Source organism: Saccharothrix sp. HUAS TT1 (genome assembly GCF_040744945.1).
Lineage (GTDB): Bacteria > Actinomycetota > Actinomycetes > Mycobacteriales > Pseudonocardiaceae > Actinosynnema.
In genome coordinates this window covers 5,213,329-5,230,497 of record NZ_CP160453.1, presented here as the reverse complement: position 1 = coordinate 5,230,497, position 17,169 = coordinate 5,213,329, and the positions used below count along the sequence as shown (strand labels likewise).

10 protein-coding genes are annotated in these 17,169 nt (G+C 70.3%); all 10 read left to right on the top strand.

What is annotated here, in order from left to right; all coding sequences use genetic code 11:
- The first annotated feature begins 503 nt into the window (after window positions 1-503).
- Window positions 504-1,598, top strand: coding sequence for a glutamine-hydrolyzing carbamoyl-phosphate synthase small subunit (carA, locus tag AB0F89_RS23880; protein WP_367127798.1), 1,095 nt, complete (start codon window positions 504-506; stop codon window positions 1,596-1,598).
- On the top strand, window positions 1,598-4,912 hold the full coding sequence (gene carB, locus AB0F89_RS23875; protein WP_367127797.1) for a carbamoyl-phosphate synthase large subunit: 3,315 nt from the start codon (window positions 1,598-1,600) through the stop codon (window positions 4,910-4,912). Before carA ends, carB begins: the two co-directional genes overlap by 1 nt.
- A 47-nt stretch (window positions 4,913-4,959) precedes the next feature.
- A complete protein-coding gene (gene sbnA / locus AB0F89_RS23870; RefSeq protein WP_367127796.1) occupies window positions 4,960-5,979 on the top strand; it encodes a 2,3-diaminopropionate biosynthesis protein SbnA in 1,020 nt (339 codons plus the stop codon).
- Window positions 5,966-6,970 (top strand): 2,3-diaminopropionate biosynthesis protein SbnB, encoded by a 1,005-nt coding sequence (gene sbnB, locus AB0F89_RS23865; protein WP_367127795.1) that lies wholly within the window; start codon window positions 5,966-5,968, stop codon window positions 6,968-6,970. Before sbnA ends, sbnB begins: the two co-directional genes overlap by 14 nt.
- Before the next feature lie 5 nt (window positions 6,971-6,975).
- Window positions 6,976-8,616, top strand: a complete 1,641-nt coding sequence (locus AB0F89_RS23860) for an FAD/NAD(P)-binding protein (protein ID WP_367127794.1) — start codon at window positions 6,976-6,978, stop codon at window positions 8,614-8,616.
- 86 nt (window positions 8,617-8,702) lie between these two features.
- On the top strand, window positions 8,703-10,271 hold the full coding sequence (locus AB0F89_RS23855; protein ID WP_367127793.1) for a carbamoyltransferase C-terminal domain-containing protein: 1,569 nt from the start codon (window positions 8,703-8,705) through the stop codon (window positions 10,269-10,271).
- A 144-nt stretch (window positions 10,272-10,415) separates the two neighbouring features.
- Window positions 10,416-13,580, top strand: a complete 3,165-nt coding sequence (locus AB0F89_RS23850; RefSeq protein ID WP_367127792.1) for an amino acid adenylation domain-containing protein — start codon at window positions 10,416-10,418, stop codon at window positions 13,578-13,580.
- On the top strand, window positions 13,573-14,370 hold the full coding sequence (locus tag AB0F89_RS23845; RefSeq protein ID WP_367127791.1) for an alpha/beta fold hydrolase: 798 nt from the start codon (window positions 13,573-13,575) through the stop codon (window positions 14,368-14,370). The genes AB0F89_RS23850 and AB0F89_RS23845 overlap by 8 nt, the downstream gene beginning before the upstream one ends.
- A gap of 9 nt (window positions 14,371-14,379) precedes the next feature.
- Window positions 14,380-15,678, top strand: a complete 1,299-nt coding sequence (locus tag AB0F89_RS23840; RefSeq protein ID WP_367127790.1) for an MFS transporter — start codon at window positions 14,380-14,382, stop codon at window positions 15,676-15,678.
- Window positions 15,679-15,686: 8 nt separating this feature from the next.
- Window positions 15,687-16,871 carry a benzoate/H(+) symporter BenE family transporter gene (locus AB0F89_RS23835; protein WP_367127789.1) on the top strand — a complete coding sequence of 395 codons (1,185 nt, stop codon included), beginning with the start codon at window positions 15,687-15,689 and terminating at the stop codon, window positions 16,869-16,871.
- Window positions 16,872-17,169 lie beyond the last annotated feature (298 nt).

The window sequence follows — 17,169 nt, the reverse complement described above, 5'->3', positions numbered from 1 at the left end:
TGCCTCTTTCGGCGTAACTGCAGCCCTGCAGGGCGGAGGCCCAGGACCGCGAACTGCGGACTGCCGCTGAACCGAACACCGGCACGGACCTCGGCAACCGGCGGTACGGCGTGCGCGTCTATGAACCATTCGTGTGAACGCCATGTTTCAACCGTATAACGGTCATCAACAAATGCCGCTAAGCCAAATGGACACGTTGCCGAAGCTGTGACGACTGCTAATCTTGCCAACGCCTTGGGAATAACCAAGCATCGGTGCCGCGAAACCTGTGAGACCCGAGAAGTCGAACCACAGAAGGGATTCGGGCGAACCACGCCCGCCTTCTCGACCGCCGTGCCGACATCTACGGCGAAGAACGCCGTCAAGCTGGTATCGGCATTGCGCACGACCGATTAATCTGTATCCGACCATTTGCCCCGTTCTGACTGAGCGCGCTCGACGGTGCGCGGAGCACGGCCGGGGAACATCACGCTGGGGGAAGCGTGTCGATCAACGCTGCACTGGTGTTGGAAGACGGTCGTGTGTTCCGCGGTGAGTCCTACGGCGCGGTCGGTGTGAGTCTGGGCGAGGCGGTGTTCTCGACCGGGATGACGGGGTATCAGGAGACGTTGACCGATCCGTCCTATCACCGTCAGATCGTGGTGCAGACCGCGCCGCAGATCGGCAACACCGGCTGGAACGACGAGGACGACGAGTCGGGCCGTATCTGGGTCGCCGGTTACGTGGTGCGCGATCCGGCCCGTGTGCCGTCGAACTGGCGGTCGGTGCGTGGTCTGGACGAGGAGTTGGCCCGGCAGGGTGTCGTGGGCATCTCGGGTGTCGACACCCGGATGTTGACCCGTCATCTGCGTGAGCGGGGTGCGATGCGCGCGGGTGTGTTCTCCGGTGACGACCTGGGCAGCGCCGAGGAGATGCTGGACCGCGTCCGTACCGCGCCGGGGATGAGGGGCGCGGATCTGGCGGGTGATGTGACCACCCCCGAGCCCTATGTGGTGGAGGCCGTGGGCGAGCGTCGGTTCACCGTCGCCGCGCTGGACCTGGGGATCAAGTCGAACACGCCGCGGATGATGGCCGCCCGCGGTATCGAGGTGCACGTGCTGCCGTTGACCTCGACCGTGGAGGATCTGGTCGCGGTCAAACCGGACGGCGTCTTCCTGTCCAACGGGCCGGGTGATCCGGCGACCCAGGCGCACGCGGTGGGGTTGACCCGGGGTGTGTTGGAGCGGCGGATTCCGTTGTTCGGGATCTGTTTCGGCAACCAGATCCTGGGCCGGGCTTTGGGGCGTGAGACCTACAAGATGCGTTACGGCCACCGCGGCATCAACATCCCGGTGATCGACGTGTCCACCGGCAAGGTGGCCATCACGTCGCAGAACCACGGGTTCGCGCTGGAGGGCGAGCCGGGCGAGGAGTTCACCTCCGACTTCGGCCGCGTGCTGCTGAGCCACTACTGCCCGAACGACGGCACCGTGGAGGGCGTGCGCGCCCTGGACGTGCCCGCGTTCAGCGTGCAGTACCACCCCGAGGCGGCGGCCGGTCCGCACGACGCCGCACCGCTGTTCGACGAGTTCGTGACGATGATGGGCGAGGGTCGCTGATGCCGAAGAGGACTGATCTCAAGCACGTGCTGGTGATCGGCTCGGGTCCGATCGTCATCGGCCAGGCGTGTGAGTTCGACTATTCGGGCACGCAGGCGTGTCGGGTGTTGCGGGAGGAGGGCCTGCGGGTGTCGCTGGTCAACTCCAACCCGGCCACGATCATGACCGATCCGGAGTTCGCCGACGCGACCTATGTCGAGCCGATCACCGCGGAGTTCGTGGAGAAGGTGATCGCGGCGGAGCGTCCGGACGCGATCCTGGCCACGTTGGGCGGTCAGACCGCGTTGAACACCGCGATCGCGTTGCACGAGCGGGGTGTGCTGGAGAAGTACGACGTGGAGTTGATCGGCGCGGACATCGACGCCATCCAGCGCGGCGAGGACCGGCAGATCTTCAAGGACCTGGTCCGCGGGATCGGCGCGGACGTGCCGCGCAGCGCCGTGTGCAAAACCATGGAGGACGTCCGCGCGACCGTGGCCGACCTGGGCCTGCCGGTCGTGATCCGGCCGTCGTTCACCATGGGCGGCCTCGGCTCCGGCATGGCGCACACCCCCGAGGAGCTGGAGCGGCTGGCCGCCACCGGCCTCGCCGAGTCCCCGGTCACCGAGGTGCTGATCGAGGAGAGCGTGCTCGGCTGGAAGGAGTACGAGCTGGAGCTGATGCGCGACCGCAACGACAACGTGGTCGTCGTCTGCTCCATCGAGAACATCGACCCGATGGGCGTGCACACCGGCGACTCGGTGACCGTCGCCCCGGCGATGACGCTCACCGACCGCGAGTTCCAGCACATGCGCGATGTCGGGATCGCGGTGATCCGCGAGGTCGGGGTGGACACCGGGGGCTGCAACATCCAGTTCGCGATCAACCCGGCCGACGGGCGCATGGTCGTCATCGAGATGAACCCGCGGGTGTCGCGCTCCTCGGCGCTGGCGTCGAAGGCGACCGGTTTCCCGATCGCGAAGATCGCCGCGAAGCTGGCGATCGGCTACACCCTGGACGAGATCCGCAACGACATCACCGGCGAGACGCCCGCCAGCTTCGAGCCCACGCTCGATTATGTGGTGGTGAAGGTGCCGCGGTTCGCGTTCGAGAAGTTCCCCGGCGCCGACAGCACGCTCACCACCACCATGAAGTCGGTCGGCGAGGCCATGTCCATCGGCCGCAGCTTCATCGAAGCCCTGGGCAAGGCGCTGCGCTCGATGGAGACCAAGGCCGCGGGTTTCTGGACCACCCCGGACGACCCGGACACCACCCTGGAATCGGTGCTGGACGCGCTGCGTCGGGGCCACGACGGCCGGTTGTACACGGCGGATCGGGCGTTGCGGTTGGGGGCGAGCATCGAGCAGGTGCACGAGGCATCGCGGATCGACCCGTGGTTCCTGGAGCAGATGGCGTGGCTGGTCGGGCTGCGCCGTGAGATCGAGGCCGCGCCGGTGCTGGACGAGCGGCTGCTGCGCAAGGCGAAGCGGGCCGGGCTGTCGGATCGGCAGGTCGCCGCGCTGCGCCCGGAGTTGGCCGGTGAGGACGGTGTGCGCGCGCTGCGCCACCGCCTGGGTGTGCGGCCGGTGTTCAAGACGGTCGACACGTGCGCCGCCGAGTTCGAGGCCAAGACCCCGTACCACTACTCGGCCTACGAGCTGGACCCCGACGCCGAGACCGAGGTCACCGCGCAACCGGACAGGCCGAAGGTGCTGATCCTGGGCTCCGGGCCGAACCGGATCGGGCAGGGCATCGAGTTCGACTACTCCTGCGTGCACGCCGCGATGGCGCTGCGCGCGGCCGGGTACGAGACGGTGATGGTCAACTGCAACCCCGAGACCGTCTCCACCGACTACGACACCTCCGACCGGCTCTACTTCGAACCGCTGACCTTCGAGGACGTGCTGGAGGTCTTCCACTCCGAACAGCGCTCCGGCACGGTCGCCGGCGTGATCGTGCAGCTCGGCGGCCAGACGCCGCTGGGCCTGGCACGGCGACTGGCCGAGGCGGGCGTGCCGGTGGTGGGCACCCCGCCGCACGCCATCCACCTGGCCGAGGAGCGCGGCGCGTTCGGCCAGGTGCTGGCCGAGGCCGGGCTGCCCGCCCCGAAATACGGCATGGCGACCTCGTTCGCGCAGGCCAAGGCCATCGCCGACGAGATCGGCTACCCCGTGCTCGTGCGCCCCTCCTACGTGCTGGGCGGGCGCGGCATGGAGATCGTCTACACCGAGGAGACCCTGCACGACTACATCCAGCGCGCCACCGAGGTCAGCCCAGAGCACCCGGTGCTGGTCGACCGGTTCCTCGACGACGCCATCGAGATCGACGTGGACGCGCTCTACGACGGCACGGAGGTCTTCATCGGCGGCGTGATGGAGCACATCGAGGAAGCCGGCGTGCACTCCGGCGACTCCGCCTGCGCCCTGCCGCCGATCACCCTGGGCGAATCCGACATCGACGCCGTGCGCCGCTCCACCCTGGCCATCGCCGAGGGCATCGGCGTGCGCGGCCTGCTCAACGTGCAGTACGCGCTGAAGGACGACGTGCTCTACGTCCTGGAGGCCAACCCGCGCGCCTCGCGCACCGTCCCGTTCGTCTCCAAGGCCACCGCCGTGCCCCTGGCCAAAGCCGCCGCCCGCATCATGCTCGGCGCGACCGTCGCGCAGCTGCGCGAGGAAGGCCTGCTGCCCGCGACCGGCGACGGCGCGAAGCTCCCCGCGCACGCCCCGGTGGCGGTCAAGGAGGCCGTGCTGCCGTTCCACCGGTTCCGCACGCCGGAGGGCAAGGGCGTCGACTCGCTGCTCGGCCCGGAGATGAAATCCACCGGCGAGGTCATGGGCATCGACGTGTCCTTCGGCATGGCCTACGCCAAGTCCCAGTCGGCGGCGGGGTTCTCCCTGCCCGGCGAGGGAAAGGTCTACGTGTCGTCCACCGACGCGCAAGCGGCCAGGGTGCTGCCCGCGCTCGACACGTTGCGGGAGCTGGGTCTTGACCCGATCACCTGGACCGACGGGTCCGAACAGGACGTCCAGCGGAGGTTGGCCGAAGGGGTGGTGCTCGTCGTCACCCTGGATCGGACACCTCACGCGCGGGACGTGCGGGCCGCGGCCTCGTACCTGTCCATCCCCACCGTGACCACGGTGCCCGGACTGCGGGCACTGGCCGCGGCGCTGACCGCCGCGGCCGCCAACGATTTCACCACGACCCCGCTGCAACGGATCCACGAGCACCGGCCGGCCGACCCGGTCGTCGGTGACGACGGCATCCCGCAGTTGGGGTACGACCCCGTCGTGCTCGACCAGCACGCCCGGCGGGTGGGCGTGTCGGGCGCATAGCCCGCGTCCGCTGGGACATCAGGCATCCGCTCGTCGACCACCCCGACGTGAACCCGCATTGGAGGATCGCGTTGATCACACATCGTGTCTATGACTTGGTGCGGGATGACGTCTTCTTACGAATATCCGGACTTGGTGGACTCAACCGCTTACACCTCAAGATCGAGGGCCTCAACACGGGCGGCTCGATCAAGATGAAGACCGCTCGCGGCATCCTGGAGGGCGCGGAGCTGTCCGGTGTGGACCTGAGCCGGGTGCGCATCATCGAGTCCACGTCGGGCAACCTCGGTGTCGCGCTCGCGGTGATCTGCGCCGCCGAGGGGTACCGCTTGACGTGCGTCACGGACCCGAACTCCAACGCGGCGTCCGTCGCCGTGATGCGGGCCCTGGGCGCCGAGGTCGTGGTCGTCGAAGAACGCGACGAGAACGGCGGGTTCCTGGGTTCCCGGATCAACTACATCCACGAGCGGCTCAAGCGGGAGCCGGACCTTTTCTGGGCCAACCAGTACGCCAACCCGGACAACCCCCTGGCGCACGAGCGGACCACCGCGCCCGCCGTGCTGGACGAGTTCGAGCAGGTGGACTACCTGTTCGTGGGCGTCGGCACGGGCGGGACCCTGATGGGGGTCACCGACTACTTCCGCACGCACAGCCCGAAGACGCGGATCGTCGCGGTGGACACGGTGGGCTCGGTGAACTTCGGGTCGGAACCGAAGCCCCGGCTGATCCCCGGCCTCGGCACGAGCCGGCGGCCGGAGCTGCTGTCGCCGGACGCGCCGGACGAGGTCGTGCTGGTGCCCGAGGACGAGACGGTGCGCGAGTGCCGGTGGCTGGCCCGCACGACCGGCCTGCTCGCGGGCGGCTCGACCGGCACGGTGCTGGCGGCGATCCGCAGCCAAGCCGCCGCCATCTCGCCGGACGACACGGTCGTGGCGATCGCGCCCGACCTCGGCGAGCGGTACCTGGACTCCATCTACAACGACGACTGGGTGATCAAGAACGGCCTCGGTCGCGCGCTCACGCCCGAGCGCCCCCTGGAGGAGGGACAGCGCGATGTTCTCGTTTGAGGTCGTACCGGGCAAGGTGGTCAAGGACATCCTCGACACCTCGAAACCCGCCGTGGTCGACGTGGTCGAGGACGCCTACCTGCGTCACGACGACGGGCGCACGGTCAACCCGGACAGCTACTTCCTGAGGTTCCCGGAGAAGCCGGACGCGCGGATCATCGCGCTGCCCGCGTTCGCCGACCTGGCCTCGGGACAGGTCACCGGCATCAAGTGGATCTCCAGCTTCCCGGCGAACACGCGGCGCGAGGTGCCGCGCGCGTCAGCCGTGCTGGTGCTCAACGACTACGAGACCGGCTACCCGCGGGCGCTGCTGGAAGCCGCGTCGATCAGCGCCGCGCGCACGGCGGCGTCAGCGGCCGTGGCGGCACGCGCGCTGGCGGAGCACGTGCCGGGCAACGGCGAGGTGGCCGTCATCGGCGCGGGCGTGATCGCCCGGACGATCGTGCGCTACCTGGCCGCGATCGGGTACCGGATCGACCGGCTCAGCGTGTTCGACCTGCACGCCGAGTCGGCGGACAACCTGGTCGCGCTGGCCGAGGACGAGCTGGGCGTGGCCGCGGCACGCGTCGCGACCGTGGACGAGGCGCTGGCCGCGCAGACCGTGGTCACCGCGACGACCGCCGCCACCCCGCACATCTCGCGCCCGGTCGAGCCCGGCCAGGTGGTGCTGAACATCTCGCTGCGCGACTTCGCGCCGTCGGTGGTGCTGGGCGCGCAGAACTACTTCGACGACGTCGAGCACTGCATGAAGGCCAACACGTCACCGCACCTGGCGGAGCAGGAGACCGGTAACCGGGACTTCGTCACCGGCACCATCGCCGACGTGGTGCGCGGTCGGCAGCTGCCCGACCCGTCGCGCGGTGTGCTGGTGTCGCCGTTCGGCCTCGGCGTGCTGGACCTCGCGGTCGGTCAGCACGTGCTGGCCGAGGCCCGCGCCCAGGGGCTGGCGATCGAGGTTCCCGACTTCTTCGGCGAGACGCGGCGGTGGTGAACGACGTGTTGCGCATCGCGGTCATCGGAGTCGGTCCGCGCGGGCTGTCGGTCCTCGAACGGGTGATCAGCCACACCCGGTTGCCCGGGCCGCCGACGGAGTTGCTGCTCATCGAGCCCGGCGAGCTGGGGCTGGGCGTCCACGACCTCAAGCAGCCCGACTACCTGCTGCTGAACACGATCGCGTCCCAGCTGACCATCTTCTCCGACGAGCGGATGACGCCGGGCGCGCCGGTGACGCCGGGGCCGAGCCTGCACGAGTGGTGCCTGGAGCACCACGGGCCGGTGCGGTTCGACGAGTTCCTGTCGCGCCGGTTGCTCGGCGAGTACCTGCAGTGGGCGGTGCGCGACCTGCTGGACCGCGTGCCCGAGCGGTTGGTCGTGCGGCACCTGCCGGTGGCGGTGCGGGACGTGCGACCGGACGGCGAGGGCGCGGTCGTGACCCTCACCGACGGCACGCGGCACCAGGTGGACCTGGCCGTGGTGACGACCGGTCACGGCCTGGCCGACCCCGCGCCCCTGACCGGCGGTGACGTGGTGGACACGCCGTACCCGCTGCCCATGCGGACCGACGCCATCCCTGAGGGGTCGACGGTCGCCCTGCTGGGCACCGGCCTGACCGCGATGGACGTCGTGGCGGCGCTGACCGTCGGCCGCGGCGGCGCGTTCGACGCCGACGGCTACCGGCCTTCGGGCCGGGAACCGCGGATCGTGCTGACCAGCCGGGCCGGGTTGCTGCCCTGCGCGCGTCCCCGGACCACGCGGGGCCGGGTGGCCGCGCCCGCCGAGCACTTCACGCCCGCGGCCCTGGAGGCCCTGCGCGAGCGGGCGCCGGGAAGGCTGCTCGACTTCCGGCGCGACGTGGAGCCGCTGATCCGCCGCGAAGCGGTCGGCCGGATGGGTTCGGCGACGCCGGAGCAGGTGGCGGTGGTCGAACGCGCCCTGTCCCCCGAGCCCCGGACCTGGTCGGGCTACGAGGAGTACCGGGACGCCGTGCTCGCCGCCGCCCGGGCCGACCTCGCCGAGGCCGAGCTGGGCTTGGGCGTGAGCCCGGTGAAGGAGGCGCTGGAGGTGCTGCGCGACCACCGCGAGAGCGTGCGCGCCGCCCTCGACCCACCCGGCCTCACCGAGGACTCGCACCGGTACTTCATGGACGAGTACGTGCCGCTGGTCAACCGGGTGGTGATCGGTCCGCAGAAGGAGCGCATCCAGGAACTGTTCGCGCTGATCGCGGCGGGGGTGGTGAGCCTGGGTCCCGGTCCGCGGCCCCGGTTGGAGCAGGTCGGCGGGCGGTGGGCGGTCGTGTCCACCGCGTTCGCCGAGCCGCGCCGGGTGGAGGTGGACCACGTCGTGCGCGCCAACCTGACCTGGCCGTCGCCGGACAGCCGGCTCGACCCGGTGGGGGTGGCGCTGCGGTCCTGGGCGGCGGTCGGCGCGGACCGGTCCGCGCGCCTCGTGCTGGACCGGGACGGCTACCTGATCCCGCGCGGGAGCGGGACCCGGTCCGCCGTCGCCGTGTTCGGCCCGCCCGCCGAAGGCGCCAGCTACTACAACCACTACGTGCCGTCGCCGGGCATCTGGTCCCGCGCGCTCACCGATCTCGACCGGGTGCTGGGCCCCGCTCTCCGTGCCGACGGGAGCCGCTGACGTCCCCTGTCCAATTCGTGGCCACCGAGCCCGCCTGGCCGGCCACCGGCCTGACCATCCCCAAAACGAGAAAGTGAACAGGAACCATGCTGATCTTATCGCTCAAAGAGGGCCACGACGGCGGCATCACGGCCATCGAGGACGGCAAGCTGCTGTTCGCGCTGGAAGCGGAGAAGGACAACTACCCCCGCTACGACCGGCTGACCGGCGAGGTGATCGCGCGGGCCGCCGGGATGCTCGACCGCACGCCCGACGTGGTCGCGCTCGGCGGCTGGGTGAAGGGCCTGCACTCCATCGAGCCGCAGACCCGGGCGGGGTACTTCGGCGTGGGGCCGGGGTCGATCCTGGACGAGGAGGGCACCTTCTTCGGCAAGAAGGTGCGCTACTTCTCCTCCACCCACGAGCGCTCCCACATCTACACGTCGCTGGGCATGGCTCCGCGCCGCACCGGCCAGGCGTACTACTCGCTGGTCTGGGAAGGCAGCATCGGCGACTTCTACCGGATCGACGAGAAGGGCAACGCCACCCACCTGAAGCACGTCCTGGCCGATCCGGGCAACAAGTACGCCTACCTGTTCGCCCTGGCCGACCCGGGCTTCCCGGTGGGCACCGGCCTGTTCCGCTACAACGACGCGGGCAAGCAGATGGCGCTGACCGGCTTCGCGGAGGGCGGCCCGATCACGGCCGAGGAGAAGGAGACCATCGACTTCATCCTCAAGCAGGAGCAGATCATCCTGAACCTGTCCAAGGACAAGATGTCCTGGTCCCACATCTACAACAAGGGCGTCGACTCGCAGGAGTACCGCAACACCGCGGCGAAGCACTCCCAGGCGATCTTCAACCTGTTCCACGACTACGCGGCGGCCCACATGACCGAGGGCCTGCCGCTGCTCATCTCCGGCGGCTGCGGCCTGAACTGCGACTGGAACGCCCAGTGGCGGGAGAGCGGCCTGTTCGAGTCGGTGTTCGTGCCGCCGTGCCCGAACGACAGCGGCTCGGCCCTGGGCACCGGCATCGACGCCCAGTGGCACTACACCGGTGAGGCCACGATCGAGTGGTCGGTGTACTCGGGCGAGGACTTCGTGCAGGACGTCGAGCCGGACCCGGCGAAGTACGAGGTCCGCCCCCTGGTGCACGCCGAGGTGGCCCGCTACATCGAGCAGGGCAACATCATCGGCTGGGCCCGCGGCCGGTACGAGATGGGTCCCCGCGCCCTGGGCAACCGCTCGATCCTCGCCGCGCCGTTCACCGAGGAGACGACGGTCCGGCTGAACACGATCAAGCGGCGCGAGGGCTACCGGCCGATCGCGCCGATCGCGCTGGAGGCCGACGCGCACAAGTGGTTCGAGGGCTCGGTGGTCGACCCGTACATGTTGTACTTCAACCGGGTGACCAGCGACCAGCTCAAGGCCATCACGCACGTGGACGGCAGCGCCCGCACGCAGACGGTGACCCGCGAGCGCAACCCCCACATCGTCGACCTGCTGGAAGCGTTCCGCGACATCACCGGCTTCAGCGTCCTGTGCAACACGTCGCTGAACAACAACGGTCGCGGTTTCATCAACCGCACGAGCGACCTGATCGCGTACGGCGAGAAGCACGGCCTCGACGGCTACGTGATCAACGATACGTTCGTGACCCCGCGTCGGGGCTGAACCACCCGTTCGGCTCCCGCAGCGGTGGCGAGTTCGGGCAAGATCGTAGCCAGACGGCGACTGCCTTCAGGGCCCGTGCCGCGTTCGGCCCCGGACGCGGCACGGGCACGCCGCATGCAACCCGCAAGGAGAGAAGTACCCGACATGACCACGTCCACGCACGCCGAGACCCGCGCGCCGCTGTCCTTCGGCCAGGAGCAGCTCTGGTTCCTCGACCAGCTCACCCCCGGGCTGACGACCTACAACATCCTGCTCGCGGCGAGACTGCGAGGACCGCTGGACGTGCCGGTGCTGCGCCGGTGCCTCACCCTCGTGGTCGAGCGCCACGAGGCGTTACGCGTGACCATCCACAACACGGAGGGCACCCCCTACCAGGTGGTGGCGCCGCCGTCGGAGGTGGCGCTGGAGGTGCTGGAGCACCCCGGGCTCGACGGGGCCGGGCGTGAGCGGGTGATCGCCGACGCGCTGCGCGACCTGTCCACCAGCCCGTTCGACCTGGAGCAGGGCCCGCTGTACCGGTACCGGGTGCTGGCGTTCGCGCCGGACGACCACGTGCTGCTGCAGAACCTGCACCACATCGTCACCGACGGCTGGTCGTCCGGCATCGTCAACTCGGAGCTCGCCACCGCCTACCGGGCGTTGGTCGAGGGCCGCGAGCCGCAGTTCGACCGGCCCGGCTCGTCGTTCACCCGGGCAGCGCGGGTGCAGCGCGAGACGATGCAGGGCGAGACGCTGGAAGAGGAGCTCGCGTTCTGGGAGGACAAGCTCAAGGACCTGCCGACGCTGGAGTTCCCCACCGACCGCCCGCGACCGCCCACGCCCGTCAAGTGGGCCGACTCGATCACCAAGCACCTGCCGGACGAGCTGCTGACCTCCGCGCGGGCGTTGGCCGAAGAGCACGGCGTGTCGCTCTACATGGTGCTGGCGTCCGCGCTGAACGTGGTGCTCAGCCGCTACACCGGCCAGGAGGACATCCCGATCGGCGTGCCGATGCTCGGCCGCGTCGACCCGGACGCCGAGGACGTCGTCGGCCTGTTCGTCAACATGGTGGTGCTGCGCTCGGACGTGTCGGGCGACCCGTCGTTCGCCGAGCTGCTCGAACGCACCATGGAGGCCAACTTCGACCTGTACGAGCACCAGGAGGTGCCGTTCCACCTCATCGTGGACCGGGTGCAGCCGGTGCGCGTCCCGGGCCGCAACCCGCTGTTCCAGGTGTCGATGCAGCTGCTGGGCGACGCCAACTCGGGCGGCGCGATCGACCTGCCCGGCATCACCGCCGAGCCGATCTCGCTCGCGTCCACCGGGTCGCGGTTCGACATGGCGATCGACTTCGTGGAGTCCGGCGACACGCTGCGCGCGGTCGTGGAGTACTCGACGGACCTGTTCGACCAGTGGCGGATCGAGGCGCTGCTGGACCACATCGGCGCGGTCGTGACGGCCGCGGCGCGCGACTCGTCGCTGACGCTGTCGCAGCTGCCCGTGGTGACGGAGGCCGAGCGGGCCGAGCTGCTGGCGCTGGGCCGCGGTGAGGAGGCCGAGTACTCCGAGCTGCCGCTGCACGTGGCGTTCGAGCAGGTCGCCGCCGCCACGCCGGACGCCGTGGCGGTGGTCTGCCGGGGTGTGGAGATGAGCTACGGCGAGCTGAACCGACGCGGCGACCTGCTGGCGCGGCGCCTGCGCGCGCTGGGCGTGACGCACGAGCGCGTGGTGGCCGTGGTCATCGACCGCGACCTGGACGCCTACGTGGCGATGCTGGGCGTGCTCAAGGCCGGTGGCGCGTTCGCGATGATGGACCCGAAGGTGCCGACCAACCGCCTGGACTTCATGATCCGCGACACCGGTGCGCCGGTCGTGATCAGCCGGTCCCCCCTGGCCTCCGTGCTGCCCGAGGGCGGCGACTGGGCCACCGTGCTCATCGACACCGACTGGCCGGCGATCGAGCAGCTCGACGCCGCGGAGCCGCTGGAGGAGTGGACGACCCGCGAGTCGCTGGCCTACGTCCTGTACACCTCGGGCTCCACCGGCACGCCGAAGGGCGTCATGATCGCGCACCGCGCGGTGTCGTTCTTCTGCGAGGCTTACAAGCGGACCTTCGACTTCGGCCCGCAGGACCGGTTGCTGCAGCTGCCCGCGTTGAACTTCGACATGTCGCAGGGCGAGATCTGGACGGCGTTCCTGGTCGGCGCGCGCGTGGTCGCGGTCTCACCCGACGACGCCCAGTCCCCCGAGGCGCTGACCGCGCTGCTGCGCGAGCAGAAGGTCACCTACGCCGGCCTGCCGCCCGCCATGCAGTCGGTGATGGAGCCCGAGCCGTACCCGGACCTGAAGTACGTCATGGGCGGCGCGGAGGTCCTGCCGCCCGAGCTGGTCAACAAGTGGAACCTGCCCGGTCGCAAGTACCTCAACCTGTACGGCCCGACCGAGTGCGCCATCGGCCAGACGGAGTACCACGTCGAGCAGGTCGAGTGGAAGACGCCGCCGCCCATCGGCCGTCCTCAGCTCAACCGGCAGGTCTACGTCGTGGACCGGTTCGACAACCTGGCCCCCAAGGGCGTCAACGGCGAGCTGCTGATCGGCGGCGCCGAGGGCGGCCTGGCGCGCGGCTACCTGAACCAGCCGGAGATGACCGCCCAGAAGTTCATCACCGACCCGTTCGACCCGACCAGCAAGGTCTACCGCAGCGGCGACCTCGTGCGGTGGAGCAAGGACGGCCAGATCGAGTTCCTGGGCCGCATCGACAACCAGGTGAAGCTGCGCGGCCTGCGCATCGAGCTCGGGGAGATCGAGACGGCGCTGCAGGCGCACCCCGGCGTGCTGCGGGCCGTCGTGCTCATGCGCCCGGACAAGCGCGGCGAGAACCGCCTCGTCGGCTACTACACGTCGGTCGCCGAACCGCCCTCGGTGGACGCGCTGCGCGAGCACCTGGCCGAGTCGCTGCCGGACTACATGGTGCCGACGGCGTGGGTCGCGCTGGACAGGTTCCCGATGAACAACGACGGCTGGAAGATCAACCGCAACGGGCTGCCGGACCCGGTCGAGGACACCGACCGCGACTTCGCCGCGCCGAGCACCCCCACCGAGGTCGAGGTGGCCAGGTGCTTCGCCGAGGTGCTCGGCGTCGAGCGGATCGGCGTCAACGACAGCATCTTCGACAGCGGCGGCAACTCCTTGCAGGCCCTGCGGCTGGCGAGCCGGATCAACAAGACGTTCAAGATCCGCATCACCGTCCGGTTGCTGTACGGCAGCGCCACCGTCGGCGCGATCTCGCAGATCGTCGACTCCATGGTGGAGGCCAGGGCGAATGGCTGACCTGGAGCGGATCGTGCCGCTGAACAGCGGCGGCGACCTGGCGCCGCTGTTCTGCGTGCACGCGGTGTCCGGCTCGGCGTACGCGTACTCCGGGCTCGCCCGCCTGCTCGGCGACCGCCCGGTCTACGGCTTCGAGGCGCCGGGTTTCGACAACGACCGCACCCCCGTGCCGTCGTTGCCCGCCCTGGCCGAGGAGTACGCCGAGATCCTGCGCGAGTTCCAGCCCGAGGGGCCTTACCGGCTCCTCGGGTGGTCCCTGGGCGGGCTGGTGGCGTTCGAGATGGCGAAGCGGCTCACCGCGGCGGGCGCGGAGGTGGAACTGCTGTTCCTCGTGGACGCGGGCATGCCCACCGTGATGGACCTGCCGCCCGGGCGGGAGACCCTGGTGCGGTACGTCCGCGACATGGCGGGCACCTCCGAGGAGTCGCCGCCGGGCTTGGACGAGCTCGCGGCGGGCTGGCCGCGGGACCCCGATCCGGCGACGGTGTTCGAGCAGGTGGAGGCGGCGGGCATCCTGCCCGAGGAGATCGACGCCTACCTGCTCGGCGACCAGTACGCGGTGTTCCACGCCCTGCTGGAGGCGTTCTACTCCATCGAGGTCACCGGCACGCACGCCGGGCCGTCCGTGCACGTCCTGGCGGAGCGCTCGCCCGCCGAGGACATGCGCTGGGGCAGGCTGCTGCCCGACCTCGTGGAGCACACCGTCCCCGGCTCCACCCACCACTCGATCTGGACCGGCGACGCGCTCGCGGAGCTGGGCCGGCTCGTTCGCAAGCACCTCGGCGACTAGGAAGAGCCCGTGCCCACCACCGATCCCGAGCAGACCACCGACACCCGGACCAAGGAGAAGAGCCTCTGGCACAACGGGGACTTCCTGAAGTTCTGGGTCGGCGAGACGGTCTCCCTGCTCGGCACCCAGGTCACCATCCTGGCCCTGCCGCTGACCGCCATCTACTCGCTCAACGCCACCGACAGCCAGGTCGGCGTGCTGCGATTCGTCCAGCTGGCCCCCTACCTGGGGCTCGCGCTGCTGCTCGGGATCTGGGTGGACCGGCTGCGCCGGCGCCAGGTGATGCTGTGGACGAACATCGCCCGGATGGTGCTGATCGGCCTCATCCCGCTGCTGTACGTGACGGACCTGCTGTCCATCCCGGCGCTGCTGGTCATCGCGTGCCTCATCGGGGTGGCCTCGGTGCTGTTCGACCTCAGCTGGATGTCGTACGTGCCGACGCTGGTGAAGAAGCCGGAGCACTACGTCGAGGCGAGCGCCAAGATGGGCATCAGCTCGTCCACCGCGGACGTCGCGGGTCCCGGCATCGCGGGCCTGGTCGTGGCCTGGCTGACCGCGCCCGTCGCGCTGGCCGTGCAGACCGGCACCTACCTGGTGTCGGTCGTCTCGCTGCTGCTGATCCGCACCGAGGAGCCGAAGCCGCCCAGGCCCGAGCAGCGGCACGCGCTGCGCGAGCTGAAGGAGGGCGTGGTCTGGGTCTTCGGCAAGCCGCTGCTGCGGTGGCTGGCCATCATCGGGTTCTGCTGCAACTTCTCGATGATCACGACCTGGACCATGTTCCTGCTCTACGGCACGCGCACGCTCGGGCTCAGCTCCACGACGCTCGGCCTGATCTTCGGCACGGCGTCGGTCGGCGGGCTCATCGGGGCCCTCGCGTCGCGGAAGGTCGTCGGGCGGTTCCCCATCGGGCCGACGTACTTCATCGCGCAGACCGGCCTGCTCCTCGGGCCGCTGCTGATCGTGCTGGCGGGCGGGCCGGCGCCGGTGATGATCGGCATGTTCATCGCCTCGTTCTTCACCACGTACCTGGGGTTGGGCATCGCGGGCGTGATCATCGTGTCGGTGCGGCAGACGCTGACGCCGCAGTCGATGATGGGCCGCATGACGGCGTCGTTCCGCACGCTGCTGTTCGGCGGCGGTGCGCTCGGCGGCCTGGTTGCGGGACTGCTCGCCGACGCCATCGGCGCGCGCAACGCACTGGTCGTGGCGGCGGTCGCGTCCGCGTTCGTGGTCGTGGGCCTGGTCATCTCACCCGTCAGCAGGCTGCGCGAGATGCCGGAACCCGTGGTCGAGCCCACCCCGGCATGAGCGCGGACGTGTCGAGCGACCGAGGGCGGCGGTCCTTCCTGCGGGACGTGTCGCTGCCCTCGGTCGTGGCCGGGCTGCTCGCGGTCGTCGTGTCGTACTCGGGGCCGATGGTGATCGTGCTGGCCGCCGCCAAGGCCGGTCACCTCACCCCGGGCCAGACCACGTCCTGGGTGTGGGCGGTGTCGCTGGGCAGCGGGGTGACCTGCGTGGTGCTCAGCCTGTGGACCAGGACACCGGTCGTGACGGCGTTCTCCACGCCGGGCGCGGCACTGCTGGTGTCCAGCCTGGACGATCACCCCTACGGCGCGGCCGTCGGCGCGTTCGTGCTGGCGGGCATCCTGATGACGGCGGTCGGCTTCTCGGGGCTGTTCGGCAGGCTCATGGCCGTCATCCCGACGCCCATCGTGTCTGGTGTGCTGGCGGGCATCCTGTTCGCCTTCGGCGTGGACGCCTTCCGCGACCTGGGCGTCGCACCGCTGGTCGTGGGCGCGGTCATCCTCGGCTACCTGGTGGTCAAGCGCTTCAGCGCCCGGTACGCCGTGGTCGGCGGCCTGGTCCTGGGCGTGCCGGCGGCGCTGGTCACCGGCACCCGGTTGTCGTCGGTCTCGCTGGAGTGGGCGCGCCCGGAGTGGACGACACCGCACTTCACCGCGGCGTCCGCGATCGGCATCGGCATCCCGCTGCTCGTGGTGACGCTGGCGTCCCAGAACGCGCCCGGGCTGGTCGTGCTCCGGACCTCCGGCTACCCCGCTCCCGACCGCCTGCTCATCGGCAGCACGGGCATCGCCTCCACCCTGCTGGCGCCGTTCGGGTCGCACGCCATCAACCTGGCCGCCATCACCGCGGCCATCTGCACCGGCGAGCAAGCCCACCCCGACCCGCGGCGACGTTATCCGGCGGCCGTCGCGTGCGGTGTGTTCTACCTGGTGGTCGGCGCCTTCGGCGCCACCCTGCTGACGATCTTCACCACCCTGCCGGGTCCGCTGATCGCGGCCGTGGCGGGCGTGGCGCTGCTGGGAACGCTCGGCGCGGCCATCACCGACACCACGTCGCTGGCTTCGCACCGGGAAGGCGCGGTGATCGCGTTCCTCGTGACGGCTTCCGGCATGACCCTCTTCGGCATCGGGTCGGCCTTCTGGGGCCTGATCTTCGGCCTCGCGGCCCACTTCGCCGTCACCCGCCGCAAGCCCTGACCTCCCGGTGGCCGGGCCACGGGCCCGGCCGGGCCGCGAGGCAGGACCACCGCCCTCCCGAAGCGCCCACCCCGACGCGCCGCTTGCGGCCGGCGAACTCCTCCCCACCGTCCCCACTGCGGGGTGGTCTTCCCGACGGTGGTGCGTGCCCTCAAAGCGGGACCCCACCGGGCCGGGTCCGGTCGACCGACGCAAACCCGGCTCCAAGCACCACCTGATCTCCCGACGCCAGACGACGGCGACCGTCGCCGCTCCACCCGCCGGGTCAAGGCTGCCGGATTCCTGCGGGAGGAGTGGC

Bases quoted from the DNA above. Each gene is read 5' to 3' on its own strand.
- sbnB (WP_367127795.1), top strand. From the start codon at position 5,966: ATGTTCTCGTTTGAGGTCGTACCGGGCAAGGTGGTCAAGGACATCCTC.
- AB0F89_RS23855 (WP_367127793.1), top strand. From the start codon at position 8,703: ATGCTGATCTTATCGCTCAAAGAGGGCCACGACGGCGGCATCACGGCC.
- carB (WP_367127797.1), top strand. From the start codon at position 1,598: ATGCCGAAGAGGACTGATCTCAAGCACGTGCTGGTGATCGGCTCGGGT.
- AB0F89_RS23850 (WP_367127792.1), top strand. From the start codon at position 10,416: ATGACCACGTCCACGCACGCCGAGACCCGCGCGCCGCTGTCCTTCGGC.
- AB0F89_RS23845 (WP_367127791.1), top strand. From the start codon at position 13,573: ATGGCTGACCTGGAGCGGATCGTGCCGCTGAACAGCGGCGGCGACCTG.